The sequence below is a fragment of the Leisingera sp. M523 genome (genome assembly GCF_025141335.1).
Lineage (GTDB): Bacteria > Pseudomonadota > Alphaproteobacteria > Rhodobacterales > Rhodobacteraceae > Leisingera.
Window position 1 is genome coordinate 2,884,528 of the sequence record NZ_CP081036.1, and the last position, 20,620, is coordinate 2,905,147.

The following is a 20,620-nucleotide window of genomic DNA, read 5'->3' on the forward strand; positions in this document are numbered from 1 at the left end:
CGGCCCAATGCCGCCAAGGGGGTTCCGGCACAGCCGGAAACTCCTGCGGGAGCGGGAGCGCCCCCTCAAGCCTGACTGGCGGCATGCCTAGAGCCAGATGAACGCAACGGCCAGGCAGCTGTGGCTCTATTGCCTGATGCGCCCGCTTGGTTCATGATCCGCGGCGGAACAACGAGAGAGCGAAGATGCGCAAATTCCTAGTGGTCCTGGATGACAGCCGCGAATGCCTGAACGCGATGCGCTTTGCCGCGATGCGGGCGGCGCATACCGGTGCGGGCGTGACCATCCTGTCAGTCATCCCGCCCGACGAGTTTAACCACTGGATCGGTGTCGGCGAAGTGATGCGGGAAGAGGCGCGCGAGCGGATCCACGCCCATTTTGAGGTCTTTGCCAAATGGATGCGCGACCGCCAAGGCGTCGACCCCGATCTGGTGATCCGCGAAGGCGAACCGGTGCCCGAAATTCTGAAGTACATTGAGGACGACGCGGAAATCGGCGTGCTGGTACTGGGTGCCGGCACCGGGCGCAAAGGACCGGGACCGCTGGTCACTCAGCTGACAAAAACATCCGGCGCGCTGCCGGTGCCGATCACCATCGTGCCCGGCGATCTGTCGAAAGAAAAGCTGGAAGCCATTACCTAACAGTTTTTTGGGGGGCAAAGCCAATGGAACGCAGTGTCACTTTCTGGTTCGAATTTGCCTCCACCTACTCCTATCTCAGCGCGATGAGGATCAGCAGCGCCGCCAAAGCGCGCGGCATTGCTGTTATCTGGAAGCCGTTTCTGCTGGGTCCTATCTTCGCCGCCCAGGGCTGGGACACGTCGCCGTTCAACCTCTACCCGGCCAAAGGGCGCTATATGTGGCGCGACATGCAGCGGATCTGCGCAGCCCGCGGTCTGCCTTTTTGCCGCCCCGATCCCTTTCCGCAAAACGGGCTGATGGCCGCACGGCTGGCGCTGGCCGCATCGGAGCAAGACCGGACCGAAGCTTTTGCACAGGCCGTGTATCTGGCCCAGTTCGGCGACGGGGCCGATATCTCCGCTGAACCCGTTCTGCTGGACTGTTTGCACAAAGCTGGACTGGATGCGGACCTGCTGGACCGCGCGCAATCGCCTGAAATCAAATCGGCACTGCGCGCACAGACCGAGGCGGCCAGCTCCGCAGGCATTTTCGGCGCGCCCAGCTTCACCAGCGGCACAGAACTGTTCTGGGGCGACGACCGGCTGGAACAGGCTTTGGATCACGCCGCAGCCCGAACGATTTAGAATAGTTCCAAATCTTGACTTGGCGGGCCGCAGGGCGCATATCGGGGGCACGCTTAACGGAGACCCGACATGTTCATTCAGACTGAATCCACGCCCAACCCGGCGACGCTGAAATTCCTGCCGGGCCAGACCGTTCTGGAAGCAGGCACCGCTGATTTCCCCAGTGCTGATGCCGCAGGCAAATCGCCGCTGGCCTCGCGTATCTTTGCGGTAGACGGCGTGACCGGTGTGTTTTTCGGTAATGACTTTGTGACCGTGACCAAGGCGGACAGCGTTGAGTGGGACCACATCAAGCCCGCCATCCTGGGCGCGGTGATGGAGCATTTCCAATCCGGCCAGCCGGTGATGGCGGACGGCTCTGCCGATCCGGCCTCGGGCCATGCCGAACATTCCGGCGAAGACGCAGAGATCGTCAACCAGATCAAGGAGCTGCTGGACAGCCGCGTGCGCCCGGCGGTGGCCCAGGACGGCGGCGACATCACCTTCCACGGCTTTGACCGCGGTGTGGTCTATCTGCATATGCAGGGCGCCTGCGCCGGCTGCCCGTCTTCGACCCTGACCCTGAAGATGGGTATCGAGAACCTGCTGCGCCATTACATCCCGGAAGTCACCGAGGTGCGCCCGGTTGCTGTCTGACTGGCTGCGAAAGGACAAACCATGACGTCCGAACCGCTGGTTCTGGGATTTGACACATCGGCCGCGCATTGTGCGGCCGCTTTGCTGCGCGGCGACGCGGTGCTGGCCTCCCGGCTTGAGGAAATGACCCGCGGCCAGGCTGAGCGGCTGATGCTGCTGCTGGAGGAGGTGCTGGCCGAAGGCGGTGCCACCTGGCAGGATCTGGATGCGATTGGTGTTGGCATCGGCCCCGGCAATTTCACCGGCATCCGCATCGCCGTTTCCGCCGCCCGCGGGCTGGCGCTGGGACTGGAGGTGCCGGCGGTGGGCGTCGACGGGTTTGAGGCCCGCAACGTCGAGGGCACCCTGCCCGCCGTGCCCGCCCCGCGCGATCAGGTCTATGCCGCCTTGCCCGGCGAGGCACCGCGTCTGATGCCGCGCCATGAGGCCGAGAAAGCCGCCCGCGGTGCCGGGCTGACCTTTGCGCCCGAGGCAAGCCCGGCGGGGATTGCCGAAGCTGTTGCACATATTGCCGCTGCACGGTTCCGCACCGTGACTGAGCCGCCTGCACCGCTGTACCTGCGCGCTGCAGATGCGGCGCCTTCCAGTGATGTTCCGCCTGCGCTGATTGATGAGTGAACCGCTGACACCAAAGAAGATGGCCGCGACCCATGCCGCGGCCTTTACCCGGTCCCGCCCCTGGAACGCGGCAGAGTTTGCCGCACTGCTGGACAGCCCGCTGGTTTTCGCCGCCGGCGATGCCCGCTGTTTTGCCCTGGTGCGGGTAATTGCCGATGAGGCGGAACTGCTGACAATTGCCACCGATCCTGCGCATCAGCGCCAGGGATTGGCGCGACGCTGCATGGCCGAGTGGGAAACAGCCGTCCGGGATCGCGGTACCGCCGAAGCCTTCCTGGAGGTGGCCGAGGACAATGCCCCAGCGCAGGCACTGTACCGGGCCGGCGGATTCGCGGAGTGCGGCCGCCGGAAGGGCTACTACCCCCGCCAGGGTGCCGCCGCAGCGGACGCGATCCTGATGCGGAAAGCGTTACCTTAGGCCAGTTGCGCGGATTCCGCACCATTTGGTCAAAAAGCGGTTGACCCCCTCCCCGACCTGCAGGCTAAATTGCCGCACCCTTTAAGGCCTGAACGGGGCCGGGCAGCGGAAAACCCCCGCTGCATCCAACAATAATGACAGTGGGAGTTAACCTGATGACCCTGATGAAATCGCTGATGGGCGCAGCCGCGTCGCTGGCCCTGACCGCAGGCGCCGCGCTGGCCGAGCCTGCGCTGATCTTCGACCTGGGCGGCAAGTTCGACAAAAGCTTTAACGAGGCGGCCCATGGCGGCGCCCAGCGCTGGGCCGATGAGACCGGCGGAAACTACCGCGAGATCGAGCTGCAGTCCGAAGCCCAGCGCGAGCAGGCGCTGCGCCGCTTTGCCGAGGCCGGCGCCAACCCGATTGTGATGGTCGGCTTTGCCTTTGCCGATGCCCTGGGCCAGGTGGCTGCGGATTATCCTGACACCAAATTCACCATCATCGACATGGTGGTTGAAGGCGACAACGTGCGCTCGGTTGTTTTCAACGAGCACGAAGGCTCCTATCTGGTTGGCATGATGGCGGCGATGGCGTCGAAATCGAACACGGTCGGCTTTATCGGCGGCATGGACATTCCGCTGATCCGCAAATTCGCCTGCGGCTATGCCGAAGGGGTCAAGGCGGCCAATCCGGACGCCAACGTGATCTCCAACATGACGGGTACCACGCCGGCGGCCTGGAACGACCCGGTGAAGGGATCCGAGCTGACCAAGGCGCAGATCAGCCAGGGCGCTGACGTGGTCTATGCCGCGGCAGGCGGCACTGGCGTCGGCGTGCTGCAGACCGCAGCTGACGAAGGTATCCTGTCGATCGGCGTGGACAGCAACCAGAACCACCTGCATCCGGGCAAGGTGCTGACCTCGATGACCAAAAAGGTCGGTAACGCCGTGTTTGAAGCCTTCACTGATGGCACGGACATGGAGACCGGCTTCTCTGTCATGGGCCTGGCCAACGGCGGTGTCGGCTATGCCATGGACGAGCACAACGCCTCCCTGGTCTCTGCCGAGATGCAGTCCGCCGTGGATGAAGCTGCCGCCAAAATCGCCTCGGGCGAGATCAAGGTGCACGATTACATGTCGGATGACAGCTGCCCCGCGCTGAGCTTCTAAAGAGAAAGCCCCAGGCCATGACGGATTCACTTCACACTCTGTTTGCGGCCTGGGGCGACCCAACGCCTGAAGGCCGCGCTGCAAAAACGGACGCGGCCATCGGGCCTCGTTTTTACTACTCCGATCCCAACTCTCCCGCCCCCATCGAAGGCCGTGATGCCTATCTGGAATATGTCGCGCAGTTCAGCGCGATGATGCCCGGTGGCGCGGCCAAGGTAGTTGCCGTCTCGGAACACCATGGCCACGTGCGCGCCACGGTGGATTTCGAAAAGGACGGCCAGCGCATGGTGCGCGGCCAGTATTTTGCCGATCTTGAAGACGGCAAGGTGGTGCGGCTGATCGGATTTACAGGCATGGGAGAGCCCGATTGACCGCCCCCGCCATTGAACTCAAAGGTATCTCCAAGGCCTTTGGCCCGGTCCAGGCGAACAAGGACATCTCGATCAGCGTCGCCCCCGGCACCATTCACGGGATCATCGGGGAAAACGGTGCGGGAAAATCAACGCTGATGTCGATCCTCTATGGTTTCTACAAGGCCGACAAAGGCGAGGTCTGGATCAAGGGCCAGCGCACTGCAATTCCCGACAGCCAGGCGGCGATTGCTGCCGGCATCGGCATGGTGTTCCAGCATTTCAAACTGGTGGAGAACTTCACCGTGCTGGAAAACATCGTGCTGGGCGCCGAGGACAGCGGCATGCTGATGCCTTCGCTGCGCCGCGCCCGCAAGGAGCTGAAGGCGCTGGAGGCAGAGTATGAGCTGTTTGTGGACCCCGACGCCCGCATTGACGAGATCGGTGTCGGCATGCAGCAGCGGGTTGAGATACTCAAGGCACTGTACCGCAAGGCCGAGATCCTGATCCTGGACGAACCGACCGGCGTGCTGACGCCCTCCGAGGCCGACCAGCTGTTCCGTATCCTCGACCGGCTGCGCGCCGAAGGCAAAACCATCATCCTGATCACCCACAAGCTGCGGGAGATCATGGAGTATACCGACACCGTTTCGGTGATGCGGCGCGGCCAGATGACCGCCACCGTCAAAACGGCGGAGACCAGCCCCGAACATCTGGCCGAGCTGATGGTCGGCCGCAAGGTGCTGTTGCGGGTGGACAAGGTGCCGGCCCAACCGGGTGCGCCGATCCTGGAGATTGAAAACCTGCGGGTGGTGGATGAGGCCGGCGTTGAACGCGTCAAGGGGATTAACCTGACCGTGCGCGCAGGCGAGATTGTCGGCATCGCAGGCGTGGCTGGCAATGGCCAGTCAGAGCTGCTGGAGGTTCTGGGCGGCATGCGCGCAGGCAGCGGCAGCATCAAACTGCATGGCAGCCCCTTGCCGCTGCGCGGCCAGGGCGCGGATGCCCGTGCGCGGCGGGACGCCCATATCGGTCATGTGCCGGAGGACCGCCAGCGCGAGGGCCTCATCATGGACTTCCACGCCTGGGAGAACGTGGCCTTTGGCTATCACCGCGATCCGGCTTACAGGAACGGTTTGCTGATGGATAACACCGCCCTGCGGGCGGATACCGAAGCCAAGATGGAGAAGTTCGACGTGCGCCCGCCGGATCCCTGGCTGGCCGCCAAAAGCTTTTCCGGCGGCAACCAGCAGAAAATCGTCGTCGCGCGCGAGATTGAGCGCAACCCCGAGCTGTTGCTGATCGGCCAGCCGACCCGCGGCGTCGATATCGGCGCCATCGAGTTCATTCACAAACAGATCGTCGAGCTGCGCGATCAAGGCAAGGCGATCCTGCTGGTCTCGGTCGAGCTGGAGGAAATCCTGTCGCTGGCGGACCGGGTTGCGGTGATGTTCGACGGCGTGATCATGGGGGAACGCCCCGCCGATCAGACCGACGAGAAAGAGCTGGGCCTGTTGATGGCCGGTGTCGCGGGGGAGGCCGCGTAAATGGAAAAGATGCCGAAATGGGCCGATGTGGTCCTGATCCCGCTGATCAGTCTTTTGCTGGCCGCGATCCTGTCAGCCCTGGTGATCCTCGGGATCGGCGAAGACCCGGTCGCCGCGGTCAAGCTGATGGTCGATGGCGCCCTGGGCTCGACCTATGGCTGGGGCTACACACTGTATTATGCCACAAATTTCATGTTCACAGGCCTTGCCGTGGCGGTTGCTGCCCATGCGGGCCTGTTCAACATCGGCGGCGAGGGCCAGGCGATGCTGGGCGGGCTTGGCGTGGCGCTGGTCTGCCTGCTGATCCCCTGGCCGCATTGGTCGCTGGCGCTGGTTTTTGCCGCCTTGGGCGCCGGGATTTTCGGCGCTGCCTGGGCTGCAATCCCTGCCTACCTGCAGGCCAAACGCGGCAGCCATATCGTAATCACCACCATCATGTTCAACTTCATCGCCGCGGCGGTGCTGAACTATGTGCTGGTCAACGTGCTGCGCCCCCAAGGCTCGATGGACCCGGCCACCGCGCGGTTTCCCGAAGCTGTGCATCTGCCCTCATTACATGAGCTGCTGGCCCCGGTCGGCATCAGTTTTTCCAAATCGGCGCCGGCCAATGTCAGCCTGCTGGTTGCTGTCGGCGCCTGCCTGTTTATCTGGCTGCTGATCTGGCGCACTCCGTTGGGCTATGAAATCCGCTCGCTTGGCAAATCAGAACCCGGTGCGCGTTATGCCGGCATCTCCTCGGTCCGGACTGTCATGATCGCGATGCTGATCTCCGGCGCAATGGCCGGCATGATGGCGGTCAACAACGTGATGGGCGAGGCCGAACGGCTGGTGCTGAACGCCACCGAAGGCGCCGGTTTCATCGGCATTGCGGTGGCACTGATGGGCCGCAACCATCCGTTCGGCGTATTCCTGGCGGCGATCCTGTTCGGGTTCCTGTATCAGGGCGGCGCCGAGCTGGCGCTCTGGACCTCAATCCCGCGCGAGCTGATTGTGGTGATCCAGGCCTTGGTGATCCTGTTCACCGGCGCGCTGGACAACATGGTGCGGATGCCGCTTGAAAAGATCTTTCTGGCGGTGCGGAAGGGGCGGAGCTGATGGATTTCCTGACGATCATCCAACTGCTGGACTCCACCGTCCGTCTGGCGACGCCGCTGCTGCTGGCCTGTCTCGCGGGCCTCTTTTCCGAACGCGCGGGCATCTTCGACATCGGCCTGGAAGGCAAGATGCTGATGGCGGCCTTCTTTTCCGCCGCTGTCGCTGCCGTCACCGGCAATGTCTGGATGGGACTGCTCGCCGGGATCGGATCTTCGCTGGTGCTGGCGGGCCTGCACGGGGTGGCGTCGATCACCTTCCGCGGCAATCAGCTGATTTCCGGCGTGGCGATCAACTTTCTCGCGGCAGGCATGACCGTGCTGATCGCGCAGGACTGGTTCCAGCAAGGCGGCCGCACACCTTCGCTGATCAGCGGCGGCCGGTTTGGCCCGGTCTCCTTGCCGTTTGCCGACAGCCTGTCCGGCGTGCCGGGACTGGGGCCGGTTTATTCCGAGCTGCTGTCTGGCCATTCGATCCTGGTCTACATCGCCTTTCTGGCGGTGCCTGCCACTTGGTGGGTGCTGTTCCGCACCCGCTTTGGCCTGCGCTTGCGTGCGGTGGGGGAAAACCCGGCGGCGGTGGATACTGCCGGCGTCTCGGTTGTCGGCCTGCGTTACGCGGCAGTAATGATCTGCGGCCTGTTGTGCGGCATTGCCGGTGCTTATCTGGCCACCGCGTTGCAGGCAGGCTTTGTCAAGGACATGACAGCGGGCCGCGGGTTCATCGCGCTGGCGGCGCTGATCTTTGCCAAGTGGCGGCCCTGGCACGCGATGGGCGCCTGCCTGCTATTCGGCCTTTTGCAGGCCGTCGCGCTGCGGTTCCAGAACATCGAACTGGGCGGCATCACCATTCCGGTGCAGGCGATGGACGCACTGCCTTACGTGCTGACGGTGGTGATTCTTGCAGGTTTTGTCGGCAAGGCCATTCCGCCCCGCGCTGGCGGCGAGCCTTACGTCAAAGAGCGTTAAGCCCTGCGTCTGCCCTGCTGAAACACCTGGCCCCGCGCCGGGTGTTTCCCTTTCTGCCCATCAGAGGCGTCACAGCAGACCCCTGTTGCAGCGCACGCAGTGCGGTGCCCGGCCCAAGGCCGCCAAGGGGATGGCGCAGCCATCTCCTGCGGGCGCGGGAGCGTCCCGCCTGTCCCCGTGCCGCAAACCCAGCGATAAGTCCAGTTTGATGCGTCAAATCAGTCCTGCACGCTGCAGAGCGGCATAGATCATTGATTTCTGAACGAACTGCGGTTTAACAAGGACCATGCAGATATACCTTCCCATAGCTGAGGTCTCGGTCAATGCCTTCCTTCTCCTGGGCCTCGGGGGAATGGTCGGGGTTCTCTCGGGCATGTTCGGAGTCGGCGGCGGCTTTCTGATGACGCCGCTGTTGTTTTTCATCGGCATCCCGCCGGCCGTGGCGGTGGCTACGGAAGCAAACCAGATTGTCGCCTCGTCCTTTTCCGGCGTGCTGGCGCATTTCCGAAGGCGCACGGTCGATATCAAGATGGGACTTGTGCTGCAGGCCGGCGGCCTGATGGGCGCGGCGCTTGGGGTGGTGGTGTTCAACTACCTCAAGGCGCTTGGCCAAGTTGATCTGCTGGTCAAGCTTTGTTATGTCGTCTTCCTGGGTGTGGTCGGCGGGTTGATGTTCATCGAAAGCCTGAACGCCATCCGCAAATCCAAGAAAGCGGGCGGCGCGGCCCCTGCAGCACGGCGCCAGCGCAGCTGGGTGCATGCCCTGCCGTTCAAGATGCGGTTCCGCACCTCGGGCCTGTACATTTCAGTGATCCCGCCGGTGCTGGTCGGCATTTGCGTCGGTATTCTGGCCGCCATCATGGGTGTCGGCGGCGGTTTCATCATGGTGCCTGCGATGATCTACATCCTTGGCATGCCGACCAAAGTGGTCGTCGGAACCTCGCTGTTCCAGATCATCACGGTCACCGCTTTCACTACCATGCTGCATGCCACCACCAACTATACGGTGGACATCGTTCTGGCAGTGCTGCTGCTGGTCGGCGGCGTGATCGGCGCCCAGATCGGCACCCGCATCGGTGTCTATCTCAAGGCCGAACAGCTGCGGATCCTGCTGGCGCTGATGGTGATCATCGTCTGCGCCAAGCTGGGGCTTGAGCTGCTGCTGCAACCGGCTGAGTTGTACTCGCTCGGCGCTGCGGGAGGCCACTGATCATGCGCAAACTGATCATCTCCACCCTCACAGCTGCCGCCCTGCTACTGCTGCCGCAGTCAGCGGCCCAGGCCGCCAAGGAAGAAGTTGTTCTGGGCCTCAGCCAGGACCGGGTGGCGATCACCGCCACTTTCGATGGTTCGGAGATTCTGATCTTCGGCGCGGTGAAACGCGAAACCCCGATCCCGTCGGAGGATCCGCTGGAAGTGATCGTCACAGTGTCCGGCCCTGCCCCGGCGGTGATGGTGCGCCGCAAGGAAAAGAAGCTGGGCATCTGGGTCAATGTGGACAGCGTGCTGGTCGACTCGGCCCCGGCGTTTTATGCGGTGGCCACCAGCGCACCGTTTGACCAGGTTCTGACGGATACCGAAGATCTGCGTTTCCGGGTGTCCATCGAACGGGCTATCCGTTCGGTCGGTGCGGCGATGCACATCCGCGGCGCCCAATCCTTTGCTGACGCGGTGGTGCGCATCCGCGAGGACAACGGGCTCTACTCGCTGCGGGAAAACACTGTCGCAGTGGATGAGCAGACCCTGTTCCGCACCGCTATCGAGATGCCGGCGGACCTGACTGAGGGCGACTACCAGACCCGCATCTTTCTGACCCGCGGCGGCGAGGTTGTCTCCAGTTACGAGACCACAATCGATGTGCGCAAAGTGGGGCTGGAACGGTTCCTGTTTTCGATGTCCCGCGAGCAGCCGTTTCTTTATGGCCTGATGGCACTGGCCATTGCAATTGCCTCCGGCTGGGGCGCCTCAGCCGCTTTCAGCCTGCTTCGGAACCGGTAAAAGGGGCGCTGCCCCTCTTGGCCTCGCGGCCAATTCACCCCGGAGTACTTGGGAAAGATGAAACCCCCTGTTTCTCCTTTGCGAAAATACTCCCGCCGGAGGCACGCTGCGCGCCAGCGCAGCGCCACGCCCAACGGGAGCGGCGCATATCTAATGCGCCGGTGACGGGCGGGAGAGTTCAGCCGCGGCCGATATAGGGCATCTTGGTCGCCATCACCGTCATGAACTGAACATTTGCCTCTAGCGGCAAATTCGCCATATGCAGCACTGAGTTTGCTGCATCCTTCACCGCAAATGTATGCATCGGTTCTGCACCAGGGTTGGCGTCGGCATGACGCTGGCTCAGGTCTTCGACCATCGGGGTCCGGGTGTTGCCGATGTCGATCTGTCCGCAGGCAATATCAAAAGGGCGCCCATCCAGCGACAGGCTTTTGGTGAGGCCGGTGATCGCTGCCTTGGTGGCCGCATAAGGGGCCGAATGGGGCCGCGGCACATGGGCGGCGATTGAGCCGTTGTTGATGATCCGGCCGCCCTGCGGCGATTGCTGCCGCATCTGGCGGAAGGCCGCACGGGCCGTCAGGTACATGCCGGTGAGGTTCACATTGACGGAGGCAAACCAATCTTCCAACGGGATTTCATCAATGGTGCCGGACGGGGTGAAAATGCCTGCGTTGTTGAACAGAACATCCAGCCGCCCCGCCGCCATGGCAAAGCTGTTCACCGCCTGATCCACAGCCGCCGGGTCAGTGACATCGGCAGGCAGCACATGGGCGCCTGAGTGGCCCTGCGCCACCTCCTGCAGCTTGTCCGCCCGCCGTGCAATCAGACCAGCCTGCCAGCCTTCGGCGAGGAACAATTCTGCCACGGCGCGGCCGATGCCTGAGCTGGCGCCGGTGATCAGGATGGATTTGCTCATGCCGGGGTATTCTCCTGCGTTTCCAGCGTCAGCGCGGCGGCTGGCACCGCCTTCAGGTCATCCACCTGCAATGGGCCCGACGGTTTGGCCAATCGGTTGCGCACCACCCAGATCAGCCGCTCCTGCGCCCGGGTGATCGCCACATAGGCGAGGCGCTTCCACAGCGGCTGGCCTGCTTCGACCCGGCCCATGCGGGCGGCGGCATAGATATCCGGAGCAAACACCTGAGTGGTGTCCCATTGCGAGCCTTGCGCCTTGTGTATGGTCACCGCCGCCCCATGCAGGAAAGTGGCGCCCATGCGGGCGGCGTAGGGAATGAACGGCTCTTCCTCATCCGGCATTTCGATTTTCACGATAGAGGCCGCAGAGACCTGCGGATCCTCGGCCCCCATCACATGCAAGCGGGAGAATCCGGGTTTACGGCCGGCGCCGAGAAAGATCACCTGGGCGCCCTTGATCAGCCCGCGTGCCTCCAGGTCCAAGCGTTTCTTGCGGTGTTTCATCGGCAGTTCGATACCGTCGCAGATCAATGGCTCTCCGGCGATCAGCGCATCCTCCGGAGCGCCGTGGACATTCCGGAAGGCATTGATCAGCCGGATTCTTGTATTGTTGCGCCAAACCAGCACCGGTGAGCGCGCCATCAGGTCAACCTCAACCCGCTGGCCCCAAACCACACGGTCGTCGCGCTGGGCGGTGTCTTCGATCATCCGCTCAAAATCCTCGAACCGCAGCTCCGGGTCGGCCAATGCGTGGGCAAGATCCAGGATCGGATTGCCAGCCTCTTGCCGGTGGATGCGGTTCAGGATCAGGCGCTGCGGCTCCGGCAGGGTATCAAACACCATTGAGCCTGACTGATTGACCGGGGCCAGCTGCGCCGGGTCGCCAAACAGCACCAGATTGGGGAAAATCTCCTTCAGGTCCTCGAACTGGCGGTCGTCCAGCATCGAGGCTTCGTCAACAAAGCCGATGTCCAGCGGCTCTTCACGCCGTTTCCAGCCGGTGATGAAGTCCGAACCGCGCAGGCCCGCGGCGGCCAGGGCGCCGGGGATTGATTTATTTTTCTCAAAGAACGCAGCCGCGCGGGCCAGGGCTTCCTCGGTCAGCCCTTCAATCTCGGGCTTGTCCCCCTGCCCCGCCAGCCATTCGGCGATGCGTTCGTATTCCGGGTCATAGACCGGTGTGTAAAGAATGCGGTGAATTGTGGTGGCCGGCACGCCGCGCAGGCGCAGCACGCTGGCAGCCTTGTTGGTTGGCGCCAGAATCGCCAGGGTGCGGCGGTCGTCGCTCTTCTTGCGGCTTTCATAGTCGCCCGAGACAACCTCGACCCCGGCCTGCTCCAGCGCCTTGTACAATTCGGCCAGCAGCAGCGTCTTGCCCGAACCTGCCTTGCCGATCACTGCCATCACCCCGGCGTCGCCGCGGGGCGGGTGCAGCAACCCGTCATCAAGATCCACCCCTGCCTTGCGCAGGAGCTCGGTCACGCTGTCAAAAGCGGTGGCCTGGTCGTCGGAGAACTGTACGGGCAGAGCTGTCATTGCGCGACCCTACAGCCGCGGGACCGGGTCCGCCAGAGGATCCGGCCCCGGATTTCGACTCAATCAGCCGGTGAGAGCCATGGGCACTGCCGCACCGGCACTGCCAAAGGACCGATCGAACCAGAGCTGCGACAGATCGGGGGCAATCCCGGCCTTGGAGGCAACGTTCAGATAGACCTCAGGCGTGTATTCCCACAAGCCGAGGCAGATCCGTTCACGGCCTTCGCCCTGGGTGCCGATGATGTCCGGGCTGAAGCCGAGGCTGCGGTAGATCCGCACCATGCGCCGGTCAAAGACCCCGGCGAAATGCGCGACGGAAAAATTGCGCATGATCTCGACCCCGCCCAGGGTCAGCGCCCCCGCCACATTGCCGCCCGCGTCGCGGGACAGGCAGAAACGGGTGCATTCCCAGATCAGCGGGCTGCAGATCGGCACCCCGCCGGCCAGGTCAAGAAAGACGTCATTGACCATCACCGGGCCAGTGGTCGGAAGAAACCGCATCGAGCCGCCATGGCTGCCATCCGGCATTTCCCAGATCACATAGAGCGGATCCAGCTGGTCGTAGCGGTCGCGCTCCTCACCCTTGCAGTCCACCTGCACCTCCCAGCCCAGCCGGGCCTGGAATTGATCCGCACGGTCGCGGAACATAGAGTGTGCAAGGTCTGCATGGTTGTGAAGATCATGGCCGTAGATATAGCGAAGCATTGATTAGTCCCCTTCTGGTAGATCAGTGGGGACAGATTACGCCTGCATAATGCAATTTCAGAGTGTATTTACAATGGCCGTCACACTCTGACGTTAAACCACAATAAAACCGAGTGTCATGGCCCGGGCAATGGCGTGCGTCGTATTGATTGCACCAAGCTTGAACCGGGCACTTTCAATATAAACACGCAGCGTGTGCTCAGAGATTGACAGGGTTTTTGCCACCTGTGCACGGCTGTAACCGATGGCCAGCAATGTCAGTGCGTCCACTTCACGCGGCGACAGCGGCTGAGCCTGCTCCGGGCTGCGGCTCGGCTCGAACTCAAGCGCCTTCCGGTTGAAATAATGTGCCATCAGGATCATATCGCGGCTGCAGCGTTCTGTGAGCTTTTCCCAGGTCTCGTCGTCGCAATTATGGCTGACGGTAAACACCGCAAATTGCCCGTTCGGCCCGCGGATCGGAATGGAGTAACCCTGATTGCCGACCCCATGCTCCAGCGCGTCTTTCAGGAATTCGCGAGCCGGTTTCGGCGACCAGTCCAGCCGCTTCCAGTCAACCGGGTGGAACCGCTGATAGCAGCCGGCCACCACCGGATCGACCCGCACATAGGCCATTTCCTGGTAGCGCTCGACCCAAGCCTGCGGATAGGTGCCGAAATGGTAGTGGTCACCGGCGCTGTCGACCCAATGATACATGGCATGATCAACCCCGAACACGCCGCGCACCTGGTCAATAATCGATTGCAGCCCGTCAAGGGTCTTGGTGGCGTCAAGCGCCTCCAGAATGCGGTCCAACTCTGCCTTATGTGCCATTGCCGTATACCAGTTCAGTCCAGAGCCTGCCCGATCCGGCTTTTCACAACCAGCAAGGCTGTCTCGGGGTTCGTTGCAGACAACTGTTGTTCTTTTGCAGTGCGGGGCTTTGTGCGGTCAATGACAACCTCAAGGGTTTGGGCAGTTTACTGCTGCAAGGCATCCGATTGCGCGGGAATTGCGCCGGGAGCGCAACACCAACAACTTAATTACGCGGCCGCCGAACCGCGCCTCCCCAGAAATAGGGAGGGCGCAGCGGTTAACTTCCTGAAAAAGATAAAATTACAAAAAAACCCGCGAAGCACAGATGTGATTCGCGGGGAGATTTCAGTCCATCTTGGACGCGCCGGCAAATCAGCCTTTGGCGTCGAGCACATCCTGAAGGGTGCGCAGGCCGGTCTTTGGCGCCTGAACCAGTACCGACATGTTGCCGGGCAGATGCTCGTTGCGCCGCATCTTCATATGCGCCTCCGGCAGATCGTTCCAGGTAAAGACTTCGGACATGCAGGGATCCAGGCGGCGCTCGACCATCAGTTTGTTTGCAGACGCGGCCTGCTTGAGATGGGCAAAATGCGAGCCCTGCAAACGTTTCTGATGCATCCACATGTAGCGCACGTCAAAGGTCAGGTTATAGCCGGTGGTGCCCGCGCAGATCACAACCATGCCACCCTTTTTGCAGACGAAAGTCGAGACAGGAAAAGTGCTCTCGCCGGGATGTTCGAACACCATGTCGACGTTTACGCCTTTGCCGGTGATGTCCCAGATCGCTTTGCCGAATTTACGCGCTTCCTTGAACCAGGCAGCGTATTCGGGGGTGTTCACCGTGGGCATTTGGCCCCAGCAGTTGAAGTCCTTGCGGTTCAGAACGCCCTTGGCGCCCAGGCCCATGACAAAGTCGCGCTTGCTTTCATCCGAGATCACACCGATGGCGTTGGCGCCGGCCGTGTTGATCAGCTGGATCGCATAGGACCCCAGGCCGCCCGAAGCGCCCCAGACCAGCACGTTCTGACCCGGCTTCAGGTCATGCGGCTCGTGGCCGAACAGCATCCGGTAGGCGGTGGCCAGCGTCAGCGTGTAGCAGGCGCTTTCTTCCCAGGTCAGGTGCTTGGGGCGCGGCATCAGCTGCTGGGCCTGCACGTTGGTGAACTGAGCAAACGAACCATCCGGGGTCTCATAACCCCAGATCCGCTGGCTGGTCGAGAACATCGGATCGCCGCCGTTGCATTCCTCGTCGTCGCCGTCGTCCTGGTTGCAGTGGATCACCACCTCGTCGCCGACTTTCCAGCGGGTGACTTTGGAACCAACGGCCCAAACGATGCCGGCAGCATCGGAGCCGGCAATGTGATAAGGCGCCTTGTGGCCGTCAAAGGGCGAGATCGGCGTGCCGAGGGAGGCCCAGACGCCATTGTAGTTCACGCCCGCCGCCATCACCAGAACCAGCACTTCGTTGCTGTCCAGCTCGGGCACGTCGACCACTTCCTGCTCCATCGCAGTGTTCGGCTCGCCGTGGCGCTCCTTGCGGATCGCCCATGCGTACATCTTCTTGGGCACATATCCCATCGGGGGCATTTCGCCCATCTCATAGAGATCTTTCTCGGGCGCCTCGTACGACATGACGTCAGTCTGGGTATCCAATGCCATGATGGCCTCCTTTGCATCCTATCAATTGCCGCGGTGCAGAATCGCAGCGGTTACCTGAGGGATAGGATTGAGAAGGTAATATTGCAACCTCTTTTGGCAAGTATGGGTAATTTTATGACCCTGCAGATGCAGCATTGTCCTTGGCAGGTGCAGAAAAACCATCGCCGCCATCCGCGTTCGAGCCGTTTCGAGGCAACAGGTGGCGGATGGAATTGGCATAGAAGGCCAGCAGATCGCGCCGCGCCGCAACCGGGCTGAACCGCCCGTTGTCCTCGGTGACAAGACCGCGCCGCACCAGCTGCCGCAGCCCTGCGTCCGCGGCATAGCCCAGGTTTTCCCGCGGCATGTGGACATGGGCCAGCGGCATCGCCGCAATCAGATCCGCCAGCTGATGCTCAACGGCGGCACGGCTGAGGGGGCCGTGCCGCTGCAGGATGGCGGCAATCAGCGGAACCGGCAGAACCGGAACAATGGCGCTGATCCGTGCCATCAGCTCACGACCCAGCGGCTTGGTCATGTCCCCTTGCCGCCCGGCGCCAAACGCGGCCAGGCTGAGGGGGCGGCCAAAGTTCACTCCGGCATAGCCCGAACGGTGGTAACGCCCGGTCATCCACAGCCACAACAGCCGCAGCAGCCGCAGCGCCACCAGGCCGATCCGGGCCCGGAACCTGCGGTCGCCATCCTTGGCAGCAGAGGTCAGGATCCTGTCTTCCAGCACCCGGTCGTAATTCAACGCCACCGGCACAAAGACCACATCGCGCCCCTCCGGGTCATAGCCTTCGACAATATACTTCAGCAGGCCCAGCTTGGGCGCAGCAATGGCACCGTCCAGGCTAAGGCCCCCTTCGGGGAACATCGCCTGGGTGGATCCGCCGCGGGTTGCCAGCCGCACATAGGAGGCCAGCACCTTGCGGTAGAGATCATTGCGCGAACGGCGGCGGATGAAATAGGCGCCCATCGCCCGGATCAGACGTGACAGCGGCCAGACCCGCGCCCATTCCCCCACCGCATAAGACAGCGCCGTGCGATCCGCCGCCAGATAAGTGACCAGCACATAGTCCATGTTCGAACGGTGGTTCATCACAAAGACCACCGTTGCATTCGGGTCGATGGCGCGCAGCGCCGCCTCGTCCTGATGGCCCAGCCGCACCCTGTAGACCGCATTGGACAACAGCCGCGCCGCGCGGATGGCGAGGCCGAAATAGGCAAAAGCGGAAAATCCGGGCACGATCTCGCGGGCATAGCGGCGCACCTGTTCAAACGCCACGTTTTCGGGGATGCCTTCTGCGGCCGCGTGATCCGCTGCTGCCTGGGCCACCTGCGGATCATGGATCAGCCGCTGGATCATGTCGTGGCGCCGGGCCAGCTTGAATGGCTCAATCGGGCGTTCAAGCCGCTGGTTCAGCCGCTCCACGGCACGCTCCAGACGCCGCCGGAAAAACCAGCGCACCGAGGGAAACAGAAAATGCGAGGCAAAAGTCACCGCAGCGAAGCCCACGATCAGCATGAATAACCACAGCGGAATTTCCACGGTTTGCGTCATATCAGGACAGTTGCTCAGGCCGCAGGGCGTTACAAGGGAAATTGAGGGCGCGCGCCGGACCTGGCGCAATGCTATCGCGCATTACTCCTGTTGCAGGCCGTCCGGCAGATCTGCCGGTCTGGGCTCCCGGAACCACGCGCCCAATCGCCTGGCAAGAGATTGCAAGGGCTTCTCGACCCAGGTGAAGACACCCCAGGAAAGCAGCACTATCCCGCCCAGCACCCCCGCAGCGCTGGCAAAATACACCGCGCCGGGCAGGCCCGGGGGTAACAGGGACAACAGCGTGATGCCGATATTGTTGTGCAGCAGATAAACCGAATAACTGACCAGCCCGATCCAGGACAAGGGCCGCCATCCCAGCAGCCGCGCCGCAGGCAGGCGCCAGGCGCAGGCGGCAACGATCAGGTAGATCAGCGTCAGAATTGCGGCCTCTCCTGCGTCCTGCGCCATGCCCAGCGCCACCGCAAAACTTGCCCCCAGCAGCGCAAGGGTACGGGTGCAGGCGCCATGGCTGTATACCCGGGCAAAAAGGACACCGGCCGCAAATAAATGCGCGTAGCCCACGAGCATCAGCATGTTCAGCTGTGAAGGCACAAGACCCGGAAAAACGACTTCTGCCGCTAACAAGACAGATTGTCCGGCCAAAAGCACCAGGGCTGCACGTTCGGCAAACCGGCGGGGCCCGAAGACTGCAAACAAAACCGCCGCCCAGAGGTAAAACAGCACTTCACAGGTCAATGTCCAGTATACCCCGTCAATGTAGCCGTCGAAACCGAAATTGAACCGCCAAAAGGCTGGGGGGATAAAGCTTAGCGATGCCGCAAAGCCGCTGAATCCGGTCTGCACAAAGTTGCTGTATGCGCTGTCGATGAGGTGCATGGCCATAAACGTGATGACCGCGCAGACCGCCAGAGGCGGCCACAGCCGCAGCAGGCGCTTGAGCAGAAACACGTGCAAGCCGCTTCCGGACCTGAGCGAGACCGAAATGACGAAACCGGAAATGACAAAGAACAGGTGAACACCAAGGTAGCCGTAACCCGCCACGGGCAGAAGACTGTCTCCGTAGGGGTAGAATTCTGGAAACCGCTGAAAGTAGTGGAACAGAACGACAGACAGCAAGGCAATGGCGCGCAACCCGTCAAATTCGCTCAGCCTGCTGGTTTCAGCCATAATACCCTCAATGAAAATTAAATATAAATACCGCGGACCCTATGCGGGAGGCGGCTTTGCCGCAATCTACCTTTTGGAGAAATTGGGAAAAGTGGTACCGCTAAGGGCAATGCCGCAACGCAGCGAATTGACACGGGTCGAAAATTGCAGTTTACATCTGCGTGACGAAATAAAATTACCATCACACTGACTCGCGAGGCCCGACATGCCGCAGATGCAAAAAGACCGCCCCTGGCTGATCCGCACCTATGCCGGCCATTCCACGGCATCGGCGTCCAACGCGCTGTACCGCGCCAACCTGGCCAAGGGACAGACCGGCCTGTCGGTGGCCTTCGACCTGCCGACACAGACCGGGTATGACAGCGACCACGTGCTGGCGCGCGGCGAAGTGGGCAAGGTCGGGGTGCCGGTCGGTCATCTGGGCGACATGCGGGCGCTGTTCGATCAGATCCCGCTGGAGCAGATGAATACCTCGATGACCATCAATGCGACGGCGCCCTGGCTGCTGTCGCTTTACATCGCGGTGGCCGAGGAACAGGGCGCGGATGTCGCCAAACTGCAAGGCACGGTGCAGAACGATCTGATCAAGGAATACCTGAGCCGCGGCACCTATGTCTGCCCGCCCAAGCCAAGCCTGAAAATGATCGCGGATGTGGCCGAGTACTGCTATACCAACGTGCCCAAGTGGAACCCGATGAACGTGTGTTCCTACCACCTGCAGGAGGCCGGTGCGACGCCGGAGCAGGAGCTGGCCTTTGCGCTGGCCACCGCCCAGGCGGTGCTGGATGAGCTGAAGCCGCGCATTGCGCCGGAGGACTTCCCGGCGATGGTCGGGCGGATTTCCTTCTTTGTGAATGCGGGCATCCGCTTTGTCACCGAGATGTGCAAGATGCGCGCCTTTGTCGATCTGTGGGATGAGATTTGCCGCGACCGCTACGGCGTGGGCGATCCGAAATTCCGCCGCTTCCGTTACGGCGTGCAGGTGAACTCGCTGGGTCTGACCGAACAGCAGCCGGAAAACAACGTCTACCGTATCCTGATCGAGATGCTGGCGGTGACCCTGTCGAAAAAGGCCCGCGCCCGCGCGGTGCAGCTGCCCGCCTGGAACGAGGCGCTTGGCCTGCCCCGCCCCTGGGACCAGCAGTGGTCGATGCGGATGCAGCAGATTCTGGCCTATGAGACCGACCTGCTGGAATACGGCGACCTGTTCGATGGCAACCCGGCGGTGGATGCCAAGGTCGAAGAGCTGAAGGACGGCGCCCGGGCCGAGCTGGCCAACCTGGAATCGATGGGCGGCGCTGTGGCCTCCATTGAGTATATGAAGGGCCGCTTGGTCGATTCCAACGCCGAGCGTCTGAACCGGATTGAGAAGAACGAGACCGTTGTGGTCGGTGTCAACAAATGGACCGAGGGCGAACCCTCGCCGCTGCAGACCGAGGACGGCGGCATCATGGTTGTGGACCCGGCGGTGGAGCAGGAGCAGATCAACCGCCTGAACGCCTGGCGCGCTGAACGCGACACTGCGGCGGTCGAAGCTGCACTAGCCGCCCTGCGGGCTGCGGCGCAAAGCGGCGCCAATATTATGGAGCCGTCCATCGCCGCCGCCAAGGCTGGCGTCACCACCGGCGAATGGGCCGAGGAGATGCGCAAGGTCCACGGCACCTACCGCGGCCCGACCGGCGTGTCGGCGTCCGTTTCCAACAAGACCGAAGGACTGGATGACCTGCGCGATGCGGTGAATGCAGTCAGCGACGTCCTGGGCCGCCGCATCAAATTCGTGGTCGGCAAGCCGGGGCTGGACGGCCATTCCAACGGCGCCGAGCAAATCGCCTTCCGCGCCCGCGATTGCGGTATGGACATCACCTATGACGGCATCCGCATGACCCCGGCAGAGCTGGTTGAAGCCGCGCAAAAGGACGACGCCCATGTGGTTGGCCTGTCGATTCTGTCGGGCAGCCACCTGCCGCTGGTCGAGGAAATGATGAGCCGGATGCAGGAGGCCGGCCTTGGCCATATCCCGGTGATTGTCGGCGGGATTATCCCCGATGACGATGCGGAACGGCTGAAATCCATGGGCGTGGCGCGCGTTTACACCCCCAAAGATTTTGAGCTCAATTCAATTATGAGCGACATTGTGAACTTGGCAAAGCCACCGGAAATTGCAGTGAATTGACCGTTCTTGGGCAATTTTCCGCGAATTTCCAAAAAGATGCTGAAACGCGTCTGGCATTTGCGCCATAAAGAGTGACATACCG

The 20,620-nt window shown here is 62.2% G+C and carries 20 protein-coding genes; 13 read left to right on the plus strand and 7 right to left on the minus strand.

Annotated elements, in window-relative coordinates:
• Positions 1-185 precede the first annotated feature (185 nt).
• The 12 genes from K3557_RS14170 (at position 186) to K3557_RS14225 (ending at position 10,042) form a co-directional block, all read left to right on the plus strand.
• Complete coding sequence (locus K3557_RS14170) at positions 186-641, plus strand: universal stress protein (RefSeq protein WP_259990268.1); 456 nt, start codon at positions 186-188, stop codon at positions 639-641.
• 23 nt (positions 642-664) lie between these two features.
• Positions 665-1,264 carry a 2-hydroxychromene-2-carboxylate isomerase gene (locus K3557_RS14175; protein ID WP_259994641.1) on the plus strand — a complete coding sequence of 200 codons (600 nt, stop codon included), beginning with the start codon at positions 665-667 and terminating at the stop codon, positions 1,262-1,264.
• A gap of 69 nt (positions 1,265-1,333) precedes the next feature.
• Positions 1,334-1,900: a NifU family protein gene (locus tag K3557_RS14180; protein ID WP_259990264.1), complete on the plus strand. Its 567-nt coding sequence runs from the start codon at positions 1,334-1,336 to the stop codon at positions 1,898-1,900.
• Positions 1,901-1,921: 21 nt separating this feature from the next.
• A complete protein-coding gene (gene tsaB, locus K3557_RS14185; RefSeq protein ID WP_259994642.1) occupies positions 1,922-2,518 on the plus strand; it encodes a tRNA (adenosine(37)-N6)-threonylcarbamoyltransferase complex dimerization subunit type 1 TsaB in 597 nt (198 codons plus the stop codon).
• Positions 2,511-2,936 carry a ribosomal protein S18-alanine N-acetyltransferase gene (gene rimI / locus K3557_RS14190; RefSeq protein WP_259994643.1) on the plus strand — a complete coding sequence of 142 codons (426 nt, stop codon included), beginning with the start codon at positions 2,511-2,513 and terminating at the stop codon, positions 2,934-2,936. The genes tsaB and rimI overlap by 8 nt, the downstream gene beginning before the upstream one ends.
• Positions 2,937-3,091: 155 nt before the next feature.
• On the plus strand, positions 3,092-4,087 hold the full coding sequence (locus K3557_RS14195) for a BMP family protein (RefSeq protein WP_259990258.1): 996 nt from the start codon (positions 3,092-3,094) through the stop codon (positions 4,085-4,087).
• Positions 4,088-4,104: 17 nt separating this feature from the next.
• The gene (locus tag K3557_RS14200; protein ID WP_259990256.1) at positions 4,105-4,458 is read left to right on the plus strand and encodes a nuclear transport factor 2 family protein; all 354 of its coding nucleotides are present in this window, start codon (positions 4,105-4,107) and stop codon (positions 4,456-4,458) included.
• Entirely contained in the window at positions 4,455-5,984 is a 1,530-nt protein-coding gene (locus K3557_RS14205; RefSeq protein WP_259994644.1) for an ABC transporter ATP-binding protein, read from the plus strand. Before K3557_RS14200 ends, K3557_RS14205 begins: the two co-directional genes overlap by 4 nt.
• On the plus strand, positions 5,985-7,079 hold the full coding sequence (locus K3557_RS14210; RefSeq protein ID WP_259990252.1) for an ABC transporter permease: 1,095 nt from the start codon (positions 5,985-5,987) through the stop codon (positions 7,077-7,079). It abuts the gene before it with no gap.
• A complete protein-coding gene (locus tag K3557_RS14215) occupies positions 7,079-8,044 on the plus strand; it encodes an ABC transporter permease (RefSeq protein ID WP_259994645.1) in 966 nt (321 codons plus the stop codon). Before K3557_RS14210 ends, K3557_RS14215 begins: the two co-directional genes overlap by 1 nt.
• 286 nt (positions 8,045-8,330) lie before the next feature.
• Positions 8,331-9,254: a sulfite exporter TauE/SafE family protein gene (locus tag K3557_RS14220; protein ID WP_259994646.1), complete on the plus strand. Its 924-nt coding sequence runs from the start codon at positions 8,331-8,333 to the stop codon at positions 9,252-9,254.
• 2 nt (positions 9,255-9,256) lie between these two features.
• Entirely contained in the window at positions 9,257-10,042 is a 786-nt protein-coding gene (locus K3557_RS14225) for a TIGR02186 family protein (protein ID WP_259994647.1), read from the plus strand.
• A 178-nt stretch (positions 10,043-10,220) separates the two neighbouring features.
• On the opposite strand, the gene K3557_RS14230 is transcribed toward K3557_RS14225, so the two are convergent.
• The 7 genes from K3557_RS14230 to K3557_RS14260 all read right to left on the minus strand — a co-directional run bounded on the left by K3557_RS14230 (position 10,221) and on the right by K3557_RS14260 (position 18,365).
• Positions 10,221-10,958 (minus strand): SDR family oxidoreductase, encoded by a 738-nt coding sequence (locus tag K3557_RS14230; protein ID WP_259994648.1) that lies wholly within the window; start codon positions 10,956-10,958, stop codon positions 10,221-10,223.
• Positions 10,955-12,493 carry an ATP-dependent RecD-like DNA helicase gene (locus K3557_RS14235; RefSeq protein WP_259994649.1) on the minus strand — a complete coding sequence of 513 codons (1,539 nt, stop codon included), beginning with the start codon at positions 12,491-12,493 and terminating at the stop codon, positions 10,955-10,957. Before K3557_RS14235 ends, K3557_RS14230 begins: the two co-directional genes overlap by 4 nt.
• Positions 12,494-12,556: 63 nt before the next feature.
• Positions 12,557-13,198, minus strand: coding sequence for an acyl-homoserine-lactone synthase (locus K3557_RS14240; RefSeq protein WP_259994650.1), 642 nt, complete (start codon positions 13,196-13,198; stop codon positions 12,557-12,559).
• 93 nt (positions 13,199-13,291) lie between these two features.
• Complete coding sequence (locus K3557_RS14245; RefSeq protein ID WP_259990241.1) at positions 13,292-14,011, minus strand: LuxR family transcriptional regulator; 720 nt, start codon at positions 14,009-14,011, stop codon at positions 13,292-13,294.
• 354 nt (positions 14,012-14,365) lie between these two features.
• The gene (ccrA, locus tag K3557_RS14250) at positions 14,366-15,652 is read right to left on the minus strand and encodes a crotonyl-CoA carboxylase/reductase (protein ID WP_027256384.1); all 1,287 of its coding nucleotides are present in this window, start codon (positions 15,650-15,652) and stop codon (positions 14,366-14,368) included.
• A gap of 112 nt (positions 15,653-15,764) precedes the next feature.
• A complete protein-coding gene (locus tag K3557_RS14255; RefSeq protein ID WP_259994651.1) occupies positions 15,765-17,195 on the minus strand; it encodes a 1-acyl-sn-glycerol-3-phosphate acyltransferase in 1,431 nt (476 codons plus the stop codon).
• Positions 17,196-17,276: 81 nt separating this feature from the next.
• Positions 17,277-18,365, minus strand: coding sequence for an acyltransferase (locus K3557_RS14260; protein WP_259994652.1), 1,089 nt, complete (start codon positions 18,363-18,365; stop codon positions 17,277-17,279).
• Positions 18,366-18,570: 205 nt separating this feature from the next.
• On the opposite strand from K3557_RS14260, the gene K3557_RS14265 reads away from it, so the two are divergent.
• Positions 18,571-20,538, plus strand: coding sequence for a protein meaA (locus K3557_RS14265; RefSeq protein WP_259990234.1), 1,968 nt, complete (start codon positions 18,571-18,573; stop codon positions 20,536-20,538).
• The last annotated feature ends 82 nt before the right edge of the window (positions 20,539-20,620 follow it).

Excerpts from the sequence above, each read along its gene's own strand:
- K3557_RS14265 (WP_259990234.1), top strand. The coding sequence starts at position 18,571 with ATGCCGCAGATGCAAAAAGACCGCCCCTGGCTGATCCGCACCTATGCC.
- K3557_RS14220 (WP_259994646.1), top strand. The coding sequence starts at position 8,331 with ATGCAGATATACCTTCCCATAGCTGAGGTCTCGGTCAATGCCTTCCTT.
- K3557_RS14210 (WP_259990252.1), top strand. The coding sequence starts at position 5,985 with ATGGAAAAGATGCCGAAATGGGCCGATGTGGTCCTGATCCCGCTGATC.
- K3557_RS14180 (WP_259990264.1), top strand. The coding sequence starts at position 1,334 with ATGTTCATTCAGACTGAATCCACGCCCAACCCGGCGACGCTGAAATTC.
- ccrA (WP_027256384.1), bottom strand. The coding sequence starts at position 15,652 with ATGGCATTGGATACCCAGACTGACGTCATGTCGTACGAGGCGCCCGAG.
- rimI (WP_259994643.1), top strand. The coding sequence starts at position 2,511 with ATGAGTGAACCGCTGACACCAAAGAAGATGGCCGCGACCCATGCCGCG.
- tsaB (WP_259994642.1), top strand. The coding sequence starts at position 1,922 with ATGACGTCCGAACCGCTGGTTCTGGGATTTGACACATCGGCCGCGCAT.
- K3557_RS14215 (WP_259994645.1), top strand. The coding sequence starts at position 7,079 with ATGGATTTCCTGACGATCATCCAACTGCTGGACTCCACCGTCCGTCTG.
- K3557_RS14245 (WP_259990241.1), bottom strand. The coding sequence starts at position 14,011 with ATGGCACATAAGGCAGAGTTGGACCGCATTCTGGAGGCGCTTGACGCC.
- K3557_RS14260 (WP_259994652.1), bottom strand. The coding sequence starts at position 18,365 with ATGGCTGAAACCAGCAGGCTGAGCGAATTTGACGGGTTGCGCGCCATT.
- K3557_RS14200 (WP_259990256.1), top strand. The coding sequence starts at position 4,105 with ATGACGGATTCACTTCACACTCTGTTTGCGGCCTGGGGCGACCCAACG.
- K3557_RS14255 (WP_259994651.1), bottom strand. The coding sequence starts at position 17,195 with ATGACGCAAACCGTGGAAATTCCGCTGTGGTTATTCATGCTGATCGTG.
- K3557_RS14175 (WP_259994641.1), top strand. The coding sequence starts at position 665 with ATGGAACGCAGTGTCACTTTCTGGTTCGAATTTGCCTCCACCTACTCC.
- K3557_RS14230 (WP_259994648.1), bottom strand. The coding sequence starts at position 10,958 with ATGAGCAAATCCATCCTGATCACCGGCGCCAGCTCAGGCATCGGCCGC.
- K3557_RS14240 (WP_259994650.1), bottom strand. The coding sequence starts at position 13,198 with ATGCTTCGCTATATCTACGGCCATGATCTTCACAACCATGCAGACCTT.
- K3557_RS14170 (WP_259990268.1), top strand. The coding sequence starts at position 186 with ATGCGCAAATTCCTAGTGGTCCTGGATGACAGCCGCGAATGCCTGAAC.
- K3557_RS14235 (WP_259994649.1), bottom strand. The coding sequence starts at position 12,493 with ATGACAGCTCTGCCCGTACAGTTCTCCGACGACCAGGCCACCGCTTTT.
- K3557_RS14195 (WP_259990258.1), top strand. The coding sequence starts at position 3,092 with ATGACCCTGATGAAATCGCTGATGGGCGCAGCCGCGTCGCTGGCCCTG.
- K3557_RS14225 (WP_259994647.1), top strand. The coding sequence starts at position 9,257 with ATGCGCAAACTGATCATCTCCACCCTCACAGCTGCCGCCCTGCTACTG.